The organism is Micromonospora sp. WMMD736, assembly GCF_049179015.1.
Lineage (GTDB): Bacteria > Actinomycetota > Actinomycetes > Mycobacteriales > Micromonosporaceae > Micromonospora.
On the sequence record NZ_JBMHMI010000001.1, the window covers coordinates 1,309,265 to 1,328,995 of the forward strand.

Annotated in this window: 16 protein-coding genes; 8 read left to right on the plus strand and 8 right to left on the minus strand. The window is 72.5% G+C overall.

Annotated features, from left to right (window positions below; genetic code table 11):
* Positions 1-333: 333 nt before the first annotated feature.
* Positions 334-1,386, minus strand: a complete 1,053-nt coding sequence (locus ACN269_RS05840; protein WP_421471410.1) for an LCP family protein — start codon at positions 1,384-1,386, stop codon at positions 334-336.
* 187 nt (positions 1,387-1,573) lie between these two features.
* Here ACN269_RS05840 and ACN269_RS05845 point away from each other — a divergent pair, with 187 nt between their 5' ends.
* From ACN269_RS05845 to ACN269_RS05870, 6 genes are all read left to right on the plus strand, one after another.
* On the plus strand, positions 1,574-1,723 hold the full coding sequence (locus tag ACN269_RS05845; RefSeq protein ID WP_421471411.1) for a peptidase: 150 nt from the start codon (positions 1,574-1,576) through the stop codon (positions 1,721-1,723).
* Positions 1,720-2,265, plus strand: a complete 546-nt coding sequence (locus ACN269_RS05850) for a hypothetical protein (protein ID WP_421471412.1) — start codon at positions 1,720-1,722, stop codon at positions 2,263-2,265. Before ACN269_RS05845 ends, ACN269_RS05850 begins: the two co-directional genes overlap by 4 nt.
* Positions 2,255-3,793: a glycosyltransferase family 2 protein gene (locus ACN269_RS05855; RefSeq protein ID WP_421471413.1), complete on the plus strand. Its 1,539-nt coding sequence runs from the start codon at positions 2,255-2,257 to the stop codon at positions 3,791-3,793. Before ACN269_RS05850 ends, ACN269_RS05855 begins: the two co-directional genes overlap by 11 nt.
* 6 nt (positions 3,794-3,799) lie before the next feature.
* A complete protein-coding gene (locus ACN269_RS05860; RefSeq protein ID WP_421471414.1) occupies positions 3,800-4,663 on the plus strand; it encodes a choice-of-anchor P family protein in 864 nt (287 codons plus the stop codon).
* A gap of 6 nt (positions 4,664-4,669) precedes the next feature.
* Positions 4,670-5,830 carry a non-hydrolyzing UDP-N-acetylglucosamine 2-epimerase gene (gene wecB, locus ACN269_RS05865; RefSeq protein WP_421471415.1) on the plus strand — a complete coding sequence of 387 codons (1,161 nt, stop codon included), beginning with the start codon at positions 4,670-4,672 and terminating at the stop codon, positions 5,828-5,830.
* Positions 5,831-5,957: 127 nt separating this feature from the next.
* Positions 5,958-7,430: an acyltransferase family protein gene (locus ACN269_RS05870; RefSeq protein ID WP_421471416.1), complete on the plus strand. Its 1,473-nt coding sequence runs from the start codon at positions 5,958-5,960 to the stop codon at positions 7,428-7,430.
* A gap of 98 nt (positions 7,431-7,528) precedes the next feature.
* Here the strand turns inward: ACN269_RS05870 and ACN269_RS05875 are convergent, their stop codons facing one another.
* Positions 7,529-9,382, minus strand: a complete 1,854-nt coding sequence (locus ACN269_RS05875; protein ID WP_421471417.1) for an adenylyl cyclase — start codon at positions 9,380-9,382, stop codon at positions 7,529-7,531.
* A 156-nt stretch (positions 9,383-9,538) separates the two neighbouring features.
* On the opposite strand from ACN269_RS05875, the gene ACN269_RS05880 reads away from it, so the two are divergent.
* Positions 9,539-9,991 (plus strand): hypothetical protein, encoded by a 453-nt coding sequence (locus tag ACN269_RS05880; RefSeq protein WP_421471418.1) that lies wholly within the window; start codon positions 9,539-9,541, stop codon positions 9,989-9,991.
* A gap of 104 nt (positions 9,992-10,095) precedes the next feature.
* Here the strand turns inward: ACN269_RS05880 and ACN269_RS05885 are convergent, their stop codons facing one another.
* Both ACN269_RS05885 and ACN269_RS05890 read right to left on the minus strand, forming a co-directional pair.
* Positions 10,096-10,767 carry a maleylpyruvate isomerase N-terminal domain-containing protein gene (locus ACN269_RS05885; RefSeq protein ID WP_421471419.1) on the minus strand — a complete coding sequence of 224 codons (672 nt, stop codon included), beginning with the start codon at positions 10,765-10,767 and terminating at the stop codon, positions 10,096-10,098.
* 76 nt (positions 10,768-10,843) lie between these two features.
* A complete protein-coding gene (locus ACN269_RS05890) occupies positions 10,844-11,641 on the minus strand; it encodes an alpha/beta fold hydrolase (RefSeq protein WP_421471420.1) in 798 nt (265 codons plus the stop codon).
* A gap of 101 nt (positions 11,642-11,742) precedes the next feature.
* Here ACN269_RS05890 and ACN269_RS05895 point away from each other — a divergent pair, with 101 nt between their 5' ends.
* Complete coding sequence (locus tag ACN269_RS05895; protein ID WP_421471421.1) at positions 11,743-14,784, plus strand: BTAD domain-containing putative transcriptional regulator; 3,042 nt, start codon at positions 11,743-11,745, stop codon at positions 14,782-14,784.
* A 9-nt stretch (positions 14,785-14,793) separates the two neighbouring features.
* Here ACN269_RS05895 and ACN269_RS05900 read toward each other — a convergent pair whose 3' ends face one another.
* From ACN269_RS05900 to ACN269_RS05915, 4 genes are all read right to left on the minus strand, one after another.
* The gene (locus tag ACN269_RS05900; protein ID WP_421471422.1) at positions 14,794-15,348 is read right to left on the minus strand and encodes a dihydrofolate reductase family protein; all 555 of its coding nucleotides are present in this window, start codon (positions 15,346-15,348) and stop codon (positions 14,794-14,796) included.
* A gap of 73 nt (positions 15,349-15,421) precedes the next feature.
* On the minus strand, positions 15,422-16,012 hold the full coding sequence (locus tag ACN269_RS05905) for a hypothetical protein (RefSeq protein ID WP_421471423.1): 591 nt from the start codon (positions 16,010-16,012) through the stop codon (positions 15,422-15,424).
* 17 nt (positions 16,013-16,029) lie between these two features.
* Positions 16,030-17,865 (minus strand): S9 family peptidase, encoded by a 1,836-nt coding sequence (locus tag ACN269_RS05910; protein ID WP_421471424.1) that lies wholly within the window; start codon positions 17,863-17,865, stop codon positions 16,030-16,032.
* Positions 17,866-19,644: an N-acetylglutaminylglutamine amidotransferase gene (locus tag ACN269_RS05915; protein WP_421471425.1), complete on the minus strand. Its 1,779-nt coding sequence runs from the start codon at positions 19,642-19,644 to the stop codon at positions 17,866-17,868. It lies immediately after the preceding gene.
* Between the last annotated feature and the right edge of the window lie 87 nt (positions 19,645-19,731).

Genomic DNA, 19,731 nt, shown 5'->3' on the forward strand with positions numbered 1-19,731 from the left:
ACGAGGGCGCCGGCGCCGTTCGCTCGGCTCTCAGCGGGTCGATGTGCTGGTGAGCGGTATGCCGCAGAGGCATCAAGATGACTCTGCGGCATACCGCTCACGACCGTGTCCGCCTCCGCGTGTTCTCCCCGCACCTGACGACCTCACCACGAGCGGAGAAAGCTCCGGACGTCGTCATATCCGTCGAGAGCCCGAGCGTCGACGTCCCTGCACCAACACCTCAGCCACCACCTCGTGGGGCAGCGCCGGAGAGTTCTCGAAGCTCAGATGCGCGTGCGCCGGGTGAGACTACGTTCTCCGCGATCTGCGTCCGACCGCCAGGACCGGCGCGGCTCAGTTGGTCGGCGCCGTCTGCGGGTTGGCCGCGAGCCACTGCGCGACACGGTCCTCGCGGACGGCCGCGAAGAGTGCCGGGGCCTTCACCTCGTCCAGCCGTACTGCGGACCCGGCCGGGGTCTGGAGGTTGGCGTCGCTGAAGGGGGCGGTGACGAACTGGACGGTCTCGGGCCTGACCCGGCGCACCGCGAGGGCGAGGTCGGCCAGGTCGAGGTCACGGTCGACGACCAGCGACTCGGCCGCCGTGGTGAGCACCCGGTCGAGTCGGGTCGGGTTGGTGAGCAGACTCGTCGCGCTGATCCGTTCGACCAGGGCACGGACCACCAGCTGCTGGTCGTGGATGCGCCCGAAGTCGCCGCCGGGCACTCCGTGTCGCTGCCGCATCAGGTCGTCGGCCGCCCTGCCGTCCAGGTCGTGACAACCGGCGGTCCAGGTGACCTTCGTGTCCGAGGAGGTGACCGGGTAGGGCAGGCAGACGTTGATGGTGCCCACCGCGTCCACCAGCTTGCGGACGGCGGCGAAGTTGGCCACCAGCACCCCGTCCAGGGGTAGGCCGGTGAGCTTGGCGACCGTCTCGGCGGCCAGCGCGGCGCCGCCGAAGGCGAACGCAGCGTTGATCTTGTTGAGTCCGCCGGACCACACCCCACCGGCGGCGGGAACCTCGACGTAGCTGTCCCGGGGAATCGAGACGACGGTGGCCGCGTCCCGGGCGGCGTTGACGTGCACCAGCATGATGGTGTCCGAGCGCTGCCCGGGGTAGAGCGCCTGATCCGGCTCACCGTCGCGGGAGTCCGACCCGAGCAGCAGCAGGTTGAGGGGCCCCGACTTCCAGCGGCGCTCGTCGCGGGGACCGGTGCCCTGGCCGAGGATGTCCTCGCGCTGCACCCGGCTCTCGTACCGGTGCTTCAGACCGAAGCCGACCGTGACGACGCCCGCGCAGAGCACCGCGAAGACCAGGGTCAACGCGACCATGGCCTTCTGCCAGCCCGCCAGGGCCCGCCACCGGGACGTCGTCGGCGAGCCCGCCCTGCGGGGGGATCCGGTCACCATCTTGACCACCTCTGCACCACTCTCGGGACATCGAATCTGTTGCGGCGCAAGGGATGCCGCCCGACCATCGCGGCGCCACCCACACAAGGGGTATTTAATCACTCTTTAGGGCGTCTATGGGTTTTTATCCTGTTTGCCCGATTCTGCCGATGCCATCCTGACCTCCGAGTTCACGAGGGGGTTGGCCATGTACGGAAGACCTACCAAGGGTCCACACATCGGCGGAGGGCTGGCGGCCACCGGGGTCGCGATCCAGTCGTGGTTGCTAGTCGGCATCGGCCTGGTCGTGCTCGGCCTGGCGCTGTGGTTCGTCGCCATGCTGGGCCGTGAACGATGACAGGTTCCTCCACCTGGGGAGCGTGGCTGCGCGCGACGACGGGCATCCTGTTCGGCGTCGCCGTGGCCGCCGCGACCCTGTGGCGCTGGCACGACATCGCCAGCGGCGAGGCCTGGCTGAACGCCCGCCTGGTCGACACCGTCGGCCTGGCGCACGCCAGGTCGATCGGCGCGGCGGTCATCTTCCCGCTCGACGAGCGCTGGGTCGGCTTCATGGTCTCCAGTGGATGCTCGGTCGCCATGTTGCTGATACCGCCGATCGTGCTGGCCTCGACGCTCGTCGGGTTCCGGCGCATTTCGATGACCCGTGGACTCAACGCCCTGGGAATCGCCACCCTGCTGCTGATCACGGTGAACCAGGTGCGCCTCGCCGCGGTCGTCGTCTCGATGCAGACCTGGGGCTTCCGGCTCGGCTACGAGCGCAGCCACGTGCTGATCGGATCCGTGATCACGACGGCCGGCCTGATCGCCGTGGCGATCCTGTTCGTCGTCCTGGTCAGCCGCACCAAGCGCATGCGGGGGGCGGTCGCCGGTGTCCGCTGAGACCCAGACCCTCGCGCTGCTCAACACGGCGGCGTTCCTGCTGTGCGTCAGCTTCTGCGCGTACGTGCTGAGCATCCTGGTCTTCCACCTGAAGACCCGACGTAGCCGGGGCGGCAGCCCGGACGGCTTCGACTGGCACATCATCGTGCCGTGTCGCAACGAGGCGTCCGTCATCGGCGACACGCTGCGGCGGCTGCTCGGCGACTTCCCGCAGGTGGCCGTCTGGTGCGTCGACGACGCCTCCGACGACGGCACGCTCGCCGAACTGGCCGCGTTCGCCGATGAGCCCCGGGTGCACGTCGTCCGGCGTCAGCTACCGGACGCGCGGCAGGGCAAGGGCGCCGCGCTCAACGCCGCCTGGCGGTGTATCGAGCAGTCGCTGCCGGCCGGCGTCGACCGCAGCCGGGTGATCGTCGGGGTCCTGGACGCGGACAGCCGGCTCGACCCACAGGGCCCCGTCGCACTCTCGGGCCGGCAGTACTTCGGTACGGCGGACGTCGGCGCGGTCCAGGTGGAGGTGCGCATGCTCCAGTGCGCGCCGCGTCGGTACGCCCCGGCGACCGAGGTCAGCCGCTGGGGTCGGCTGCTGATCCGGCTACAGGACATGGAGTTCCGCGCGCCGATCGCCGCCATGCAGTCCCTGCGTCGACACACCGGCAGCGTGGCGATGGGCGGCAACGGGCAGTTCACCCGCCTGTCGTTGCTCAACGACATCGCCGCCGAACACGGCACACCGTGGCACGGCGCCCTGCTCGAGGACTTCGAGCTGGGCCTGCACATCCTGCTGGCCGGTGGACGCACCGAGTACTGCGCGGAGAGCTGGGTGGCCCAGGAGGCGCTGACCCGGATCGGACCACTGGTGCGGCAGCGGACCCGCTGGGCTCAGGGCTCGATGCAGTGTGGCCGCTATCTGGGCCGGGTGCTGCGCTCCCCCCGAATCAGGAACTCCGCCACGTTGGAAATCGCCCACTTCCTGGCCGCGCCGTGGACCCAGCTCCTGGGCACGCCGATCTATGCCGCCTGCCTGGCGGTGATGATCTGGTACGTCGACCGCACCGCCGGCGGATTGGCCGGCTGGTGGGACGGCGGCGGGTGGGGCGTGCCACCGCTGGTGCTGGTCTTCGGCGTCGGGCCGTTCGCCCTCTGGGGGATCGTCTACCGGGTTCGCTGTGAGCCGCAGTTGTCGGTGGGCAAGGCTCTGCTGCTCGGCGTCTGCCACTGGCTCTACAGCTACGCCCAGTCGCTCGCGGTCTGGCTGGCCTTCGCCCGCATGGTGACCGCCCGCACCGACTGGCAGAAGACCGCCCGGGCCGCCGACCCCAAGCCGCAGCCGGCGCCGGTCCGGGCCGTCGGTCGGGTGGCCGTGGCCGTACCGGCCCAGCCGCAGGCACGGCGGGCGCATCCGGCGCGTGGTTCGAGCCGGGTCGCCGGACCTCGCTCGATCAGGCCGCCACGGCACCTGGTCCACCTCACGCACCTCACCACCCCCACCACAGACCGCCCCACAACCGCCCACGTCAGAAAGTAGACATCTATGCCACGAGTCAGATCCGGTCTCGCCCGTACCGCTGCGGTGCTGGCCGGTGGCCTCGCCATGGCCGTCCTGGCGGCCTCCCCGGCGTTCGCCGACACCTCCCAGTCCTCGGCCTCCGCGCTGCAGATCAGCCTGCTCGGTGGAGGTCTCGCGAGCTCCGGCACCGCGTCGGCGACCAACGACGGCACCACCGAGTCGATCTCCGGTAACCAGAACCCGCCGCTGGCCGTCCTCGGCGGACAGACCGTCATCACCGCCGGGGTCCTGGCGCAGAACGTCCGCGCCTTCAACGACGGCACCTCGGCGGCCTGCGCCGGCGTGCTCGGCCCGGGTGGTGCGGTAACCATCGGCGTGGGTGGGTCGTGCCTCGTCACGCCCGGCGCGGCGGTGACGCTGAACCTCGGTACCAACGGTCTCGCCACGATCGCCCTGGTCGCCGATGCCATTTACTCGTCCTGCACCGCCACCAGCAGCCCGTCCGCGACCGGCACGACGACCCTCGTGAACGCCCGCATCACCTCCACCCTGCTGGGCATCGAGACGACGTTGCTCAACCTGCCGGCCAACCCCGCTCCGAACACGGGGCTGAGCGTGCCGGGGCTGATCGACCTCACGCTGAACAGCCAGAGCAGCTCGGGCGTCGGTCAGCTCAGCGTCACCGCGCTGAACCTCACGGCTCTCGGCGGGGCGCTGGCGGGCGTGACCATCGGCACGTCGAACTGCGGGGCCAACGCGGTCGCACCGCCCATCCCGGTGATCCCGCTCGCCGGGGCTCCGCTCGCACTCGGTATCGGCGCGCTCGCGGCCGGCACCACCGGCGGGTTCTCGCTCTACCGGCGTCGCCGCGCGGCCGTCAGGAGCTGACCCCCCATGTGTGCGAGCAGGTCGACGACACGAGAGGTCCTGATCCTCGCCGGCACCAGGCCGGAGGGGGTGAAGACCGCGCCTCTGATCCGCCGTCTCCTCGATGATCCGAGGTTCACGGTGCGGGTGGCGGACACCGGCCAACAACCGGGACGCGTCGCCGAGGCACTCCTCCCGTTCGGCCTCCGCCCCGAGGTGAGCCTGCGTCCACAACGGCGCACCGGCTCGCTCGCGGAGTTGGCGGCGGCCCTCATCACGGGGGTCGACGACCTGCTCGCACACCACCGTCCAGCGGCGGTCGTGGTGCAAGGAGACACCACGACCGCCCTGGCCGGCGGGACGGCCGCCTTCTGGCGGCGCATCCCGATCGTCCACCTGGAAGCCGGCCTGCGGACGAACGACCTGGAACGGCCGTTCCCGGAGGAGGCGAACCGCGCGATGCTCGCCCGGATCGCCGCGCTGCACCTCGCGCCCACCGAGGCCGCCAGGGCGAACCTCCTGGACGAGGGCATCGCCGCCGAGGCCATCGCGGTGACCGGCAACACCGTCGTGGACGCGCTGGAGGACCTCATCGAGCGCGGTGCGGCCCGACCGCCGGCCTGGGTCGAGCCGACCCGCCAGCTGGTGGTGGCGACCGCGCACCGCCGGGAGAATTGGGGCCAGGGAGTGGCGGCCACGATAGACGGGCTGCGCCGCCTGGCACGGCAACGTCCCGACGTCCAGGTGGTCATGGTCGCCCATCCGAATCCCCGGCTCAGCGCCGAGGTCAGCGCGGGCCTGGCGGGCATCGCGAACACGCGCGTCACCCCGCCGCTGGCCTACCCGCAGATGGTCGGGCTGCTGCGGATGGCAGACCTGGTCGTCACCGACTCCGGCGGTCTCCAGGAGGAGGCGGCCACCCTGGGCGTGCCGCTGCTGGTCACCAGGGACACCACCGAACGCCCGGAGGCCCTGGCAGCGGGTCGGGGCGAGCTGGTCGGCACCGATCCGGAGCTGCTGTTGTCGGCGGGCCTGCGGCACCTCGCCACACCGCGCGCGGCGGCGGTCGGATCGCCGTTCGGCGACGGACGGGCCGCCGAACGGTGCGTCGCCGCCATGGCGCGGCTCCTGGACGTGTCGGCCCGGCGCGTCGCGCAGGTGCGCCGGACGGTCGGTGCCGCCACCTGACACACCGGAATTCGGACAATTGTTAGAATTCTGGGACAAACCTCTTCCATCATCTGATAATTAACGAATCGATCGGCAGCGTTCCGAGCCGAGGTTCTCACTGATCAGTGATCGAAGGAGTCGTCAGGTGCAGGCGTTGGTCAACGGGCAGCAGTCCCCGACTCTGCAAAGCAGGTTCTCCGCCCAGCACAACGCCTTCGGCGTGCTTCGCCTGGCGATGGCCTGTGGCGTGATCATCGCGCACGCCGGGCCGCTGGGCTTCGGTCGCGCGAACATCGGCGCGGCGACGTTCGGCCGGCAGAGCGACCTCGGCACCATGTGCCTGTACGGCTTCTTCCTGATCTCCGGCTTCCTCATCACCGACAGCGCCCTGCGCTCCACACTGCGTCAGTACCTCCGCGCCCGGGCGCTGAGGGTCCTCCCCGGGTTGTGGGTCTGCCTGCTGGTCACCGCGTTCGTGTTCGCCCCGCTGGCGGCGCTGTACGAGAACGGCAACCTCGACGGGTTCTGGGGTCACCCGGAGGGCCCGTTCGACTACGTCGTGACCAACGTCCTCGCCTCGATGGAGCAGTTCCCCATCTCCGGGCTGCTGGCCGACACCCCGTACGGGCAGATCGTCGGTGGACCGAGTGCCTTCGACGGAGCACTGTGGACACTCCGATACGACCTGGCGCTCTACGCAGTCGTCGCCGTCCTCATGGTGACCTCGGTGCTGCACCGCGCCCCTCGCGCGGTGCTCGTGCTGGCCGGCGGTTCCTACGCCCTGATCCTGGCGGACTTCTTCGCGGCGCCCGACTGGAGCTCGCGGCCGCCCCAGCACGGCGCGGTCGGGCCGTTCCCGCTGATCGGGGCGTTCGCCGCGGACTGGACGTTGATGCTCGGCTTCCTGTTCCTGTTGGGAGCCGCCGCCCGCCTGTACGCACACCGGGTCCCCATGAACTCCCGGCTGGCCGCGCTGGCCGCCGTCACGCTTGTCGGCTCGCTGTGGCTGGGCGGATTCTTCGCGGTCGGTCTTCCGGCGTTCGCCTACCTGGTGCTGTTCGCGGCGGTCGCGCTGCCCCGGAAGTGGTCCCACGTCAGCCGCCGGAACGACTACACGTACGGGATCTACATCTACGGATTCCCGGTGCAGCAGATGATCGCCCTGCTCGGCGGCACCCGGTTCGGGATCGTCGGTTACATCGTGCTGAGCCTGCTCGGCAGCGTCCTGTGCGCCGCCCTCTCCTGGCACCTGGTGGAGCGTCCCGCGCTCGGGTTCAAGACCGGCAGCGGACGGGCCCGGCACCGGGTCGCCAAGCAGGCCGCCCGTCAGCGTCCGCAGCGCGCCGCCGCCCGGGTGGGCGTCGCGAGGGCCGAAACCCGCCCGTCGAGCGGCCGGCACCAGGCCGGTGCGCGGCACAGCCGCTCGACGCAACCGATTCCGAAGGCGGGAGCTACGCCGCGCCGCGCCAAGCGCTCTCGTACGCCGGACCTGACGTTCCTGGTCCCACCGAACCGGGCCACGACGGCGAGCGCGCCGGAGAGCACGATACCGGGCATCCCGGCCATGACCCCGCCGCCGGAGCGCGCGCAGACCGCCGCCACGACGTCGCCTGAGTGACACCGCCGGGCCCGGAGCCCGTGGCGCCGGCTCCGTCCGGCGCGGGGGGCCGGCACCGCACGACGGTGCCGGCCCCCCTTCTGGTACGCGCCGAAGCGTTACGAAGCCGGGTACTGCGCGAGGTAGACCGGCACGCCGACCTTAGTCATGTCGGCCGCGTCGCCGACACCGTTGACGACGTGGTCGATCGTGCCGGCGCTCAGGTTGACGGTCATGATGTGGTGCAGCCGCACACCCGGCCGGTTGGGCACCTCGAAGCCGTTCTCGGTGTGGATCGCCGGGTTGTTCTGGTTGAACACGTACACCCCGCCGCCGTAGAGGTCGTGGTGCCGTACCCGGTCGCCGACCTTGTAGCCGGCGTACCCCTCGACCGGGCCGTTCATCCAGTCGGCCTGCGTCGGCGGGTCGTACGGCAGCTCGTTCTGGTAGAGGACCGTGGTGCCGTGCTCGCCGTTCCACACGGTGTTGTAGCGCTGGAAGTGCTCGACGAACAGGCCGGTGGCGGTCACGTGGTCACCGTTGATGACCGCGCCGTACCGACCGGTGTTGGTGCGCCAGCGGTCGGTGTCGCCGTTGACGCCCTCGGTGAAGCCCTCCACACCGTGGTCGCCGCGCCACACCCAGGTGTGGTCGATGAGCACGTTGTCGCTGTTGACCTCCAGCGCGGTGTTCGTCCGGCCGATGTGCGGCCCGCCGACCCGGAAGTACACGTCGGACAGCGTGGTGGGGTTGGCCGCGCTGCTCGCGTCGTGCCCGTGCTGCCGGCCCACCCGCAGCAGCACCGGCGACTCGACCGTGCCGGCGTCGATCGTGACGCCCGCGACGATGACGCCCGGCACGTTGGCGACGTCCAGCGGGACGGCGCCGTTCACGGCGGTGAGGGTGGCGTGGCCGATGCCGAGCACCACCGTGTTGGCCCGCCGGATCTCGATGCTCCGGGCGATGTCGTAGACGCCGGGGGTGAGCAGCAGGTGCTTGCCGCGGGCGAGCTGCGCGTTGATCACGCGGACCGGATCGGACGGCTTCGCGACGAAGAAGTCGTCGATGCCGATGGTTCGCCCGGGGGTCATCCCGTCGGCCCACGAGACACCCCGGGTGTCGCGCTGCGCCGCCGGCACCCGCACGTTGTAGCGGCCCTTGCCGTCCACGAACAGGTACGGCTTCTCCCGGCTCACCGGGGTCGTGTCGAGGGTGGTGTACGGCGGGTCGGGGAAGGTCGCGTCGTCCGGTGCGCCCTCGACGCCCGCGAACACCTGGTTCCACACCGCGTTGGACCACCCGGCGACCTCGCTGTTGCGGGTCAGCCACTGCTGCTGCGAGCCGTTGGTGGTGGCCGGCAGCCGGGAGTCGGCGATGAAGCCGCCGCTGGCGTACTGCGGTCCGGCCGTGCAGTAGTCCATCAGGGACAGCCCGCCGCCGGTGATGTTGAGCCGGCGCATGGAGACCGCCTGGGACACCGCCCAGAAGTTCGCCGTCGAGCGGCAACCGTCCTGGCCGGCGGCGTCGACGGTGAGCGAGAGGTTCGACAGCGTGCGCCAGAAGTTGACGAGCGCGAGGCAGTTGCCGGTGCCGCCGTCGGCGAGGCAACGGTTGTAGACCTCGATCTTGCCGTTGACGGCGACGTCGGTGGGCGATCCGCCGAGGCCGGCGACCTCGGTGTAGTAGCCGACCTTGGCCTGCAACGGCTGCTCGGCCGTGCCGTAGCTGCCGGGCTTGAAGAGGTACGCGTGCCGCTCGGTGCCCATCTCGTTGTCGACCTGGCGGGCGTGTGCGGCGTCGAGGGTCTGCTGGATCTGGGCGACCGGCATGGACGGGTCGAAGATGGTCACGTTCGGCCCGAAATCGGGTGCGCGGCGCGTCGGGCGGCCGGCGCTGGCCGCGGTGCCGCTCACGGTGACGGCGGCGGTCACCAGCAGGGCAAGGGTGAGGGTACGTCGGGACGGGCTCGTCATGTGGTTCGTCCTATCGACTGGGCGGACCATGGGCGCACTCGACGGTGAGAGCGCTCTCTGACCCCGTTTCTACCCCCTCGACGCCCCGTACGCCATCGCCCGGTCGACGATGTCCACGGTGGAGGTGAGAATGGACCGGAATGCGGGGAGGCGCCCATGCGGATCGACTCGTTGCCCGAGGTGGACGAACACGCCGTCGTGATCGCGGCCGAACCGCAGGACGTCTGGCCGCACCTCCTGCACGTGGTGCAGGAGACGTTCGACGGGCCCGCCGTGAGCGCGTACGCCCGCCTCGTACGCGCCGCCGACCCCGTTGCGTCCGGGCCACGGCCCCTCGCCGAGGGCTCGACCCTCCCCGGTTTCCACGTGGCCACCGCGCACCCCGCCCGGGAGCTGACGCTGCGGGGCAGCCACCGGTTCTCCACGTACGCGCTGACGTTCCGCGTCGATCCGGTCGAGCCGGGACGGACCCGCCTGCGGGCGCAGACGCGGGCGGTCTTCCCCGGCCTGGCCGGCGGCCTCTACCGGCAACTGCTGCTCCGGTCCGGCGGCCACGTGCTCGGCGTACGCCGAATGCTGGCCAGCGTCCGCCGCCGCGCCACCCCCTAGTGCCGCGGCCAAGATCGTCGCAACTTCGGGGTTGTTGCTGCTTCCAGCGCGTCGGAGGCAGCAACATCCGCGAAGTTGCTGCCTGGGGGCTGAAGACCCAGGCGTCAGCCCAGGGTCAGGGGGCGCAGGCCGAGGTGGTGCAGGGCATGGCGGTCGGCGGTGGCGGGGGCGCGTCCGGTCGCCCTGCGGAGGAGGGTGATCGGGTCTCCGGTGGCGTCGACCGCGACCCGCCACTGTGGGCCGAAGAGCAGGCGCAGCAGGTGTTCGGTGGCGGCCGGGGTGAGCCACGGCTCGCGGGGCACCGCGTCGGCGACGTCGAGGCCGTGCAGGGCCACCTCGACGAGGCGGGTGGTCAGGAAGTCGGACAGCAGCATGGCGTCGCCGTGCCGGGTCCGGACCACCCGGTCCGCGGGCTCGTCGCGGCACACCTCGACGACGGTCCGCCCGGTGTCCGCGAGATCCCGCACGAGGGTCGTCGGGTCCGGGTCGGCCGCGCGACGCTGCGCCGTCCGTACCCGTTCGTCGTTCGTGTCGTCGCTGAACCGCCCGTCGGCGCGGTAGTACTGCGCCGCCGTGGTCCCGGCCCGCTCGGGAGCGGGCGCCGCCACCATGTCCGGCACCCGCGAGAGTACGACGACGACGTGCCCCACCACGTCGCGTACCCGCCACGGGTCGCAGCGCGTCGGCCGCTCCCACTCCGGCGCCGGCATCTCGGCCAGGGCACCGGTGAACGCGTCGATCTCGCCCGTCAGCACGGACAGAACATCACTAGCCATAACCCTCATCCTGCCCCACCCACCCCTCCTCCCCGCGATCTTGCACTTTGTGTCGACGTTGTGGGGCATTCACGCCTTATGCCGCCACAGAAAGTGCAAGATCGCGGGGAGGGGCTGGCACCGGGTCGTCGAGGAACTCGTCGATCATGGGGGCCAGCCAGTCGGCGCGGTGCGGGATCGTGGTGTGGGTGGTGCCGGGGAGGATGGCCAGGCGGCAGGCGGGCAGGCCGGTCAGGTCGCCGGGCACCGCGCCGCCGAGCAGCCGGAACATCCGTACCGCGTGTTCGGGCTGGACGATGTCCGCGTCGGCCAGCACCAGCATGGTGGGTACGGCCAGGGCCGCGATCTGCTCCGGCGTCCAGCGGGGCAGGTTCGCGTCCAGCACCTTCATCTTGGTGACCAGGTTGGCCCAGCCCGTCGGGTCCGGGGCGGTCCGCAGGTACTCGTCGTGGAACTCCGAACCGTGCAGGTGCTCCGGCCGCAGGTCCTGGATGCCGTCGAGCAGCCCGGGGTGCAGGCCGGCGTCGTCGAAGCTCACCGACGCGAGCACCAGCCGCCCCACCCGGTCGGCGTGGTCGGTGCCGAGGCGCAGCGCCACCGCCGCGCCCATGCTCCATCCGTACACGTCGGCCTGGCCGACACCGAGGCGGTCGAGCAGCTCGACCACGTCGGCGGCGAAGTGCTCGACGGTCAGCGGGCGGTCGACGTCCGGGGTGTGGCCGTGCGCCTGCAACTCCACGGCGATCACCCGTCGCGACCGGGCGAGGAGCGGCAGGATCGTGCCGAACGAGGTGCCGATGCCGGAGAGCGCGCCGTGGATGAGCACCAGCGGCCGGCCCTCGCCGTTGCCGTGAATCTCGTGGTAGATGTCCATGCCCACACGGTCCGCCGTCGCGCTTACGGTCCGCTTCAGGTCGACTTACCGGCGCGTTCGGAACTGTTCCGAAGACCGTGGACGTCGATCCACGCCATAGGATGACCGCCGTGCAGTTCGGGGTGCTCGGGCCGCTCGCCGTCACCACCGATGCCGGCGAGCCCGTGGTGGTGCCCGGCACCAAGGTCCGCGCCCTGCTGGCCGACCTGCTGACCAACCGCAACCAGGTCGTCTCCGCCGACCGGCTCATCGACGACCTGTGGGGCGACGACTCCCCCGCCAACCCCAGCGGGGCGCTCCAGGTGCGGGTGTCGCAGCTGCGCAAGGCGCTCAACGACGCCGAACCGGGCGCCCGCGACCTGGTCGAGTCCCGCGCTCCCGGCTACCTGTTGCGGGCCGGGACGGTCGACGCCGACCGGTTCGCCGAGCTGGCCCGGCACACCGACGTCGGCCGACTGACCGAGGCCCTGGCGCTGTGGCGGGGCGAGGCGTACGCCGACGTGGCCGACGCCGAGTTCGTCCGGGCCGAAGCGACCCGCCTCGCCGAGCAGCGGCTCGCCGTGCATGAGCGGCTGGCCGAGGCGCGGGTGGCCCGGGGCGAGCACGACCTGGCCGCCGCCGACCTGGCCGAGTTGGTGGCCCGCAATCCCCTGCACGAGGGGCTGCGGGCGGTGCAGCTGCGCGCGCTGTACGCGGCCGGTCGCCAGTCCGAGGCGCTGGACAGCTACACGGACCTGCGGGACCGGCTCGCCGACGAGTTGGGCCTCGACCCGGGCCCCGAACTGGTCGCCCTGCACCGCCGCATCCTCGAACAGGACGCCGGGCTGAGCGCGCCGCCGAAGGCCGCGATCATCCGCAACAGCCTGCCGGCGCAGCTCGACGAGCTGGTGGGCCGGGCCGAGGCGTTGACCGAGCTGCGGGCCCTGCTGCCCGGGCAGCGCCTGGTCACACTGGTCGGGCCGGGCGGCGTCGGCAAGACCCGGCTGGCCACCGAGGCCGCCCGTACGCAGTCCCCGCCGGACGGCGTCCTGCTGGTCGAGTTGGCGCCGCTGCGGGCCGGCGACCCGGGCGTCGCCGAGCAGGTGCTCGGCGCGCTGGACGTGCGCGAGGCCACCGGCGTCAGCCTGTCCCCCAGCGACCGGCTCGTCGCGGCGCTGCGCCAACGGCACCTGCTGCTGGTGCTGGACAACTGCGAACACGTCGTCGAGCCGGTCGCGGCGCTGGTCGCCCGGCTGCTGCGCGACGCGCCGGGGGTGCACGTGCTCGCCACCAGCCGGGAGCCGCTCGGCCTGACCGGCGAACTGCTCTGGGACGTACCCCCGCTGTCGTTGCCGTCGTCGGACGGCGACCCGGACGCGGTCCGGCGCTCGGCGGCGGCCCGGTTGTTCGCCGCCCGCGCCGCCGCCCAGCAGCGCGGGTTCCGCCTCGACGAACGTACCGCGCCAGCGGTGGCCCAGATCTGCCGTCGCCTGGACGGTCTGCCGCTGGCGCTGGAGCTGGCCGCCACCCGGGTCCGCGCCCTGGGCGTGCAGGGCGTGGTGGAGCGACTCGACGACCGGTTCCGGCTGCTCAGCACCGCGCAACGCGACGTGCCGCCACGCCAGCGGACGCTGACCGCGGTGATCGGCTGGAGTTGGGACCTGCTCGACGAGGCCGACCGGCGGGTGCTCGCGCGGCTCGCGGTGTTCCGCGACGGCGGCACACCGGAGGCCGCCGAGCAGGTCTGCCGTACCGACCTGGACGCCCTCGCCCGGCTGGTGGACCGGTCGCTTGTGGTGTTGGACGACTCGCCGGAAGGGCCGCGCTACCGGCTGCTCGAATCGGTCGCCGCGTTCTGCCTGGACCGCCTGGAGGACGCCGACGAGGTCCGGGCGCGGCACGCCGGCTACTACACCGAGCTGGCCGAGCGCGCCGACCCGGAGTTGCGCGGGCCCGCCCAGCGGCGGTGGCTGGCGCTGCTGGACGCCGAGACGGCGAACCTGCGCGCGGCGCTGGCCCACGGCGGCGGGTTGCGGCTGGCGGTGGCGCTGAGCTGGTACTGGTATCTGCGCGGCAGATTCACCGAGGCGAGCCGAGCCCTGGCCGTCACCGGCGACCCGGAGCAGGAGCGGACCGCTGCCCCCTGGCGGGTCGGCTTCGCGCTGCTGCGGGGTGCGGCGGTCGCGCCGACGGACGTCCGGGCGGCCATCGCCGGTGACCCGCACGGCCGGGGCGCGTGGTTCGCGGCGAACGCGCTGATCGAGCAGAGTGACCTGGCACTGGCCATGGAGCTGATGCCGGCAGACGCCGACACGTGGACCGAGGCGGCCGTGCTCGCCTCGCAGGCCAAGATCGCGCACGTGGCGGGTGACCAGGCGACCCTGGAGCGGACGGCGACCCGCAGCGCGGCGCTCTTCGCCGAGATCGGCGACCGGTGGGGCCGGCTCCAGGCCACCGAGTGGATGGGCGGGCTCGCCGAGATGCGCGGCGACCACGAACGCGCCGCCGCGCTGCACGCCGAAGGGCTGCGCTGGGCGCAGGAGTTACGGCTGTGGCCGCAGGTGTGCACCGAACTGTCCTGGCTGGCCTGGCTGGCGGTGCAGACCCGGGACTATCCGCAGGCCCGGGAGCTGGCCGAACGCGCCTACCAGCTGGCGGTGCAGCAGGACGCCCCGGGCGCGCTGGTCTTCGCCGAGCTGAGCCTCGGGTTGGCCGCCCGCCGCGACGGCAAGCTCGATTTGGCCGTCGCCCACCTCGGCAACCTCGCCGAGCGGGGTCGCGCCGAGGCACAGCCCGCGCTGTACCTGCCGCCGGTCCTGGTCGAGCTGGGGCACGCGATCGAGCAGGGTGACGACCCGGACGGCGCGCTGGCCCTGCACGTCGAGGCGTTCGAGGCCGCCGAGGCGATGGCCGCGCCCCGGGACGCGATCTTCGCGCTGGAGGGGATGGCATCGGCGGTACGCGTGCCGGAGGTCGCGGCCCGGCTGCTCGGCGCGGCGGCGGCCGCCCGACTGGCCAGCCGGGCGCCGTGCGCGCCGGCCGAACGTGACGAGGTCGACCGGGTGACCCGCCGGGTCCAGGCCGCCCTCGGCCCGGACCGCTTCGACGCGCTCGTCGACGAGGGCACGAAGCTGAGCCCGGGCGAGGCCCGGGCTCAGCTTTGAGCGGGACGGTCAGGCGGCGCTCTTCGGCCGGTACGTCGCGACGATCACGCCGCTCTTGTGCACCCGGGTGTCGACCAGGTCGAACGACGCCGTGAAGCCGTTCAGCGGGCTCGTCACGCTGGGGGCGCCCTGGAGCACCGGGTGGATCCAGAAGCGGACCTCGTCCACCAGGCCCGCGTCGACGAGCTGGGCGGTGACCGAGCCGAAGCCGTACTGGATGATGTTCCTGCCGTCCTGGGCCTTGAGCGTGCGGACCGCCTCGACCAGGTCGCCCTGGAGCACCTCCGTGTTGTTCCAGGTGGGGTCGGTGAGGGTGGTCGAGGCGACGTACTTCTTGACGTTGTTGAAGTAGGCCGCGCCGGTGGTCGGGTCGCTCTCGTCCTGCTGCGGCCAGGCGACGGACATGCCGTCGTAGGTGGCGCGGCCCATCAGCATCGCGTCGGCGGCGTCGGTCAGCTCGCCGGCGAGGCCGATGGCCTCCTCGTCGAAGTACGGCGCGGTCCACATCGGGTTCTCGATGACGCCGTCGAGGGTGATGTAGGTCGAGTTGACGAGCTTGCGCATCGGTATCTCCTGGGTGTCGGTCGTGTTCTCCGGTGACACCCAGGACACTGCCGGGCCCCGCTTACGATTCGCTTCAGGTGCCCTTGCGCGGGTCCGAAAGCGGGCCCGTCGGTGGGCCCGACAGTGGGCCCGACAGCGGCTCTACCAGCGGGATCGGCAGCGCCTGCGGGGCCGCCGTGCCGCCGCCGGCCGAGTGTGCCGGCGCGGGCCGGTCGCCGCCGCGGCTGTGCAGGCGTCCCCGCCCGGCCGGTCCGGGACGTCGGGTGACCTCGACGGTCACCATCGCCACCGGTGGTGGCGGGACGGTGAACCGGCCGACGCCCCAGCGCACCCAGATCGGGATCCGCCCGGCGTCCGCCTCCGCGGTCAGCTTCTGCACCGTACGGGCCCGGTCGGTGTGGTCGACCTCCACCACCACCGGCGGCCCGTCCGGGCGGGCGCACGCCACGTCGAGGACCGAGTGCCGCTGCTGCATCGGCGGCGGCAACGGCAGCACGCTCGGTGCCCGCCGGTAGACCCGCCAGCCCCGCGCCCGCGCCCAGCGCACCACCGCGTCGATCACCCGCGCGGTGACCTCGTCCGTGTCCAGGTCGACGAAGCTCAGCTCGGCGAGGGACCGGCCCAGGTCGGCGGCCAGCCGCTGACCCTGCGCCGTGACGTCCACCGGCGCAGGATAACGCCTCAGCCGAGGACGAACACCGTCGTGGCGAGGTGCCGGGTCAGCCAGGAGGTGGTGGCCGTACGCGCCGCCTCGGCGTTGTCGCGGGCCAGGAAGTCGTGCCCCTCACCGGCGAGCACCAGGTGCCCGTGCGGCACGTCCCGGGCGGCGAGCGCCTGCGCCACCTGCGCCGACTCCCCGGCCGGCACGTTGGTGTCGTTCGCGCCGTGGATGAGCAGCACCGGCACGTCGAGCTGGTCGATCCGGGTCATCGGCGACAGGTCCCGCAGCAGCTCCGCGTCGCGCACCGGATCGCCGTACTTGCTGACCGCGGCGGCGGCGATCCACGGCTCGGTGCCGGCGTAGAAGGTGCGGAAGTCGGAGATGCCGCACTCGGCCACCCCGGCGGCGAACAGGCCGGGGAAGTTCACCAGCACCGCGAGGACCAGATAGCCGCCGTAGGAGCGACCCAGGCAGCCGAGGTGGCCCGGGATCGCAATGCCGCTGTCGACGAGGTGCTCGGCGCACGCCGCCACGTCGGCGATGGCCCCGTACCGACCGGCGAGGTTGTCGGCGGTGACGAAGGAGCGGCCGAAGCCGGACGAGCCGCGCACGTTCGGCGCGAACACCGCGACGCCCTGCGCCACGAGGGCCTGGAACAGCGGGTTGTAGCCGGGCCGCTCCTGCGCCTCGGGACCGCCGTGCAGGCTGATCGCCGTCGGCCAGGGGCCGGGGCCGGCCGGGCGGTAGAGCCAACCGGACAGCGGCAACCCGTCGTGGGCACGCAGGTCGACCAACTGCGGCGCGACACCCGCGCCACCCGTGCGTTCGGCATCGGTGTCCGGCCGCAGTGGGCACGGGATACCGGTCGCCGGGTCGACCAGCCACACCTCCCGGGGCTGCACCGGCCCCTGCGCGGTGAGGCAGAGCAGGTCACCGTCGGCGGCGAAGACGGCGTCGTCGAGCACCTCGCCGGGGGCGGTCACGGACCGTTGGACGCCGCTGGCGAGATCGCACAGGCTCAGTTCGCTGCGCCCACCGTAGGTGTTCCACAGCAGCGCGGCCCGCTCCCGCCGGGTGTCGAGCGCGACGTGCTCCAGCTCCGCGTCCGGTCGCGCCGCGACGCGCGTCGGGGCCAGCGTCGGTCGCGCGAGGTCGACGCGCACCAGCGCCGCCAGCTCCGAGAACGCGTCGGTACGCGCCAGCACGCTCGTCCCGTCGGGGCCGAACCAGCCCTGGTCGGTGCTGCCCCGGCCGGTGTCCGGCAGCAGGCGTACCCGGTCGCCGGTGCCCACGTCGAGCAGTTCCAGCCAGCGGGCGTTACGGGGGCCACGCCGCAGCAGGGCGTAGCCGCCGTCGTCGGTGACGTCCAGGAGGGTGAGCAGGTCGTCCTCGGCGAGCACCCGCCGGTGCCCGGTCTCGGCGTCGATGACCACGGCGACGGCCCGCTCGGCGCTCTCGGTGACCGCCATCAGCGCACCGCCGGGCAGCCACCGGGACAGGCTCGCGCTGTGCCGGCCGAAGCCGGCGACCTGGCGGCGTTCCGTACCGTCCGGGCGCAGCACCCACAGCTCGGTGCGGGGGGCGCCGCCGGGCGCGACGACGCAGGCCAGCCACTGCCCGTCCGCGGACCAGCGCACCGACAGGACCGGCTCGTCGCCGCCGGGCAGCGCGACGGCCTCGACGGCGTCCACGTCCCGGACCCAGACGGTCGGGGTGCCGGACCGGTCCGAGACGTACGCCACCCGCCGGCCGTCCGGTGACGGCGCGGGCGCGAAGTCCTCGCCGGGCGGCAGGGTCATCGCCGGCCGGTTCCGCGCGGGGCGGGTCCGGCGCGGCACCTCGGTCCGTACGCTCATCTAAACCCCGATCCGCTGCAACCAGAGCTCCAGCAGCCCGAGCTGCCAGAGCGCGTTGGAACCCAACGTGGTCCGCTGGGCGTTCGGCATGTCCAGCAACTCCTCCAGGTAGTCCTTGCGGAACAGGCCGCGCTCGCGGGCCGGGCGGGCGGTCAGCGCGTCCCGGACGTCGTCCAGCAGCGGGCCGGAGAGGTGCCGGATCGCCGGCACCGGGAAATATCCCTTGGGCCGGTCGATGACCTCGTCGGGGACGATGCCCCGGCTCGCAGCCTTGAGCACGCCCTTGCCGCCCAGGGCCAGCTTGAGCGCCGGTGGGCAGGCGGCGGCCAGCTCGACCACCTCGTGGTCGAGGAACGGCACGCGGGCCTCCAACCCCCACGCCATCGTCATGTTGTCGACCCGCTTGACCGGGTCGTCGACGAGCATCACCAGGCTGTCCTGGCGCAACGCCGCGTCGAGCGCGGTGTCCGCGCCCGGCGCGCCGAAGTGGGCGGTGACGAACTCCCGGCTCGCGTCGTGGTCGAGCATCCACTCGGGCGCGAGGTGGCCGGCGAGGGCGTCGTGCCGACGATCGAAGAACACCCGGGCGTACGCCTCGACGGCGTCCGCGCGGGCGACGTTGGCCATCGGCGGATACCAGTCGTAGCCGGCGAAGATCTCGTCCGCGCCCTGGCCCGACTGGACCACGGTGATGCGCTTCGAGACCTCCTCGGAGAGCAGGTGGAACGCCACGCAGTCGTGGCTGACCATCGGCTCGCTCATCGCCGCGATGGCGTCGTGCACGGCCGGGGTGAAGCGGGCGGCGTCGATGCGGATCTGCTGGTGGTCGGTGTCGAAGTGGCGGGCGATCAGGTCGGAGTAGTGGAACTCGTCGCCGGTCTCCCCCGCCGCCGCCTCGAAGCCGATGCTGAAGGTGGCCAGCCCGGTCTGGCCCTGTTCGGCGAGCAGGGCGACGATCAGGCTGGAGTCGAGGCCCCCGGAGAGCAGCACGCCGACCGGCACGTCGGCGACCATCCGCCGTCGTACGGCGGTGCGCAGCGCCCCCATGATCCGTTCCTGCCACTCCTCGGCGGACATGGCCGGCGCGGCGGCGCGGGTGAACTCGGGCCGCCAGTACACGGTGTCGGTGCTGCGGCCGTCGGCGGTGACCACCCGCACGGTGGCGGGCGGGAGTTTGCGGACGCCGGCCAGGATGGTGCGCGGCGGCGGCACCACCGAGTGGAAGGTCATGTAGTGGTGCAGCGCCACCGGGTCCAGGTCGGTGTCCACGTCGCCGGCGGCGAGCAGCGCCGGCAGCGTCGACGCGAAGCGGATGCGGCCCGGCGTCTCGGCCAGGTAGAGGGGTTTGATGCCGAGCCGGTCGCGGGCCAGCACGAGGGTGTGCGTGGCCAGCTCGACCAGGGCGAACGCGAACATCCCGAACAGCCGCTGGACGCAGTCCGTTCCCCACCGGTGGTACGCCTTGAGGATCACCTCCGTGTCCGACGTGGAGCGGAAGGAGTAGCCGGCGGCGGTCAGCTCGTCGCGCAGCTCCCGGTAGTTGTAGATGCAGCCGTTGAAGACCAGGGCGAGGCCCAGTTCGGCGTCGACCATCGGCTGGGCGCCGGTGTCGGACAGGTCGATGATGCGCAGCCGGCGGTGCACCAGCGCCACCGGACCGTGCTGCCACCGCCCCTCACCGTCCGGACCGCGGGAGGACAGGACGGGGAGCATCCGCTCCAGGGCCGCCAGGTCCGGTGACGCCCCGTCGAGGCGGAACTCGCCTCCGATACCGCACATGGCACACACCTCTCATCGGCTCGGTCCGCTCGGGCCGCTGACCGGTCCAGGCTTGGTGGACCCGGTTGCGTCCCGATGACATCCGCA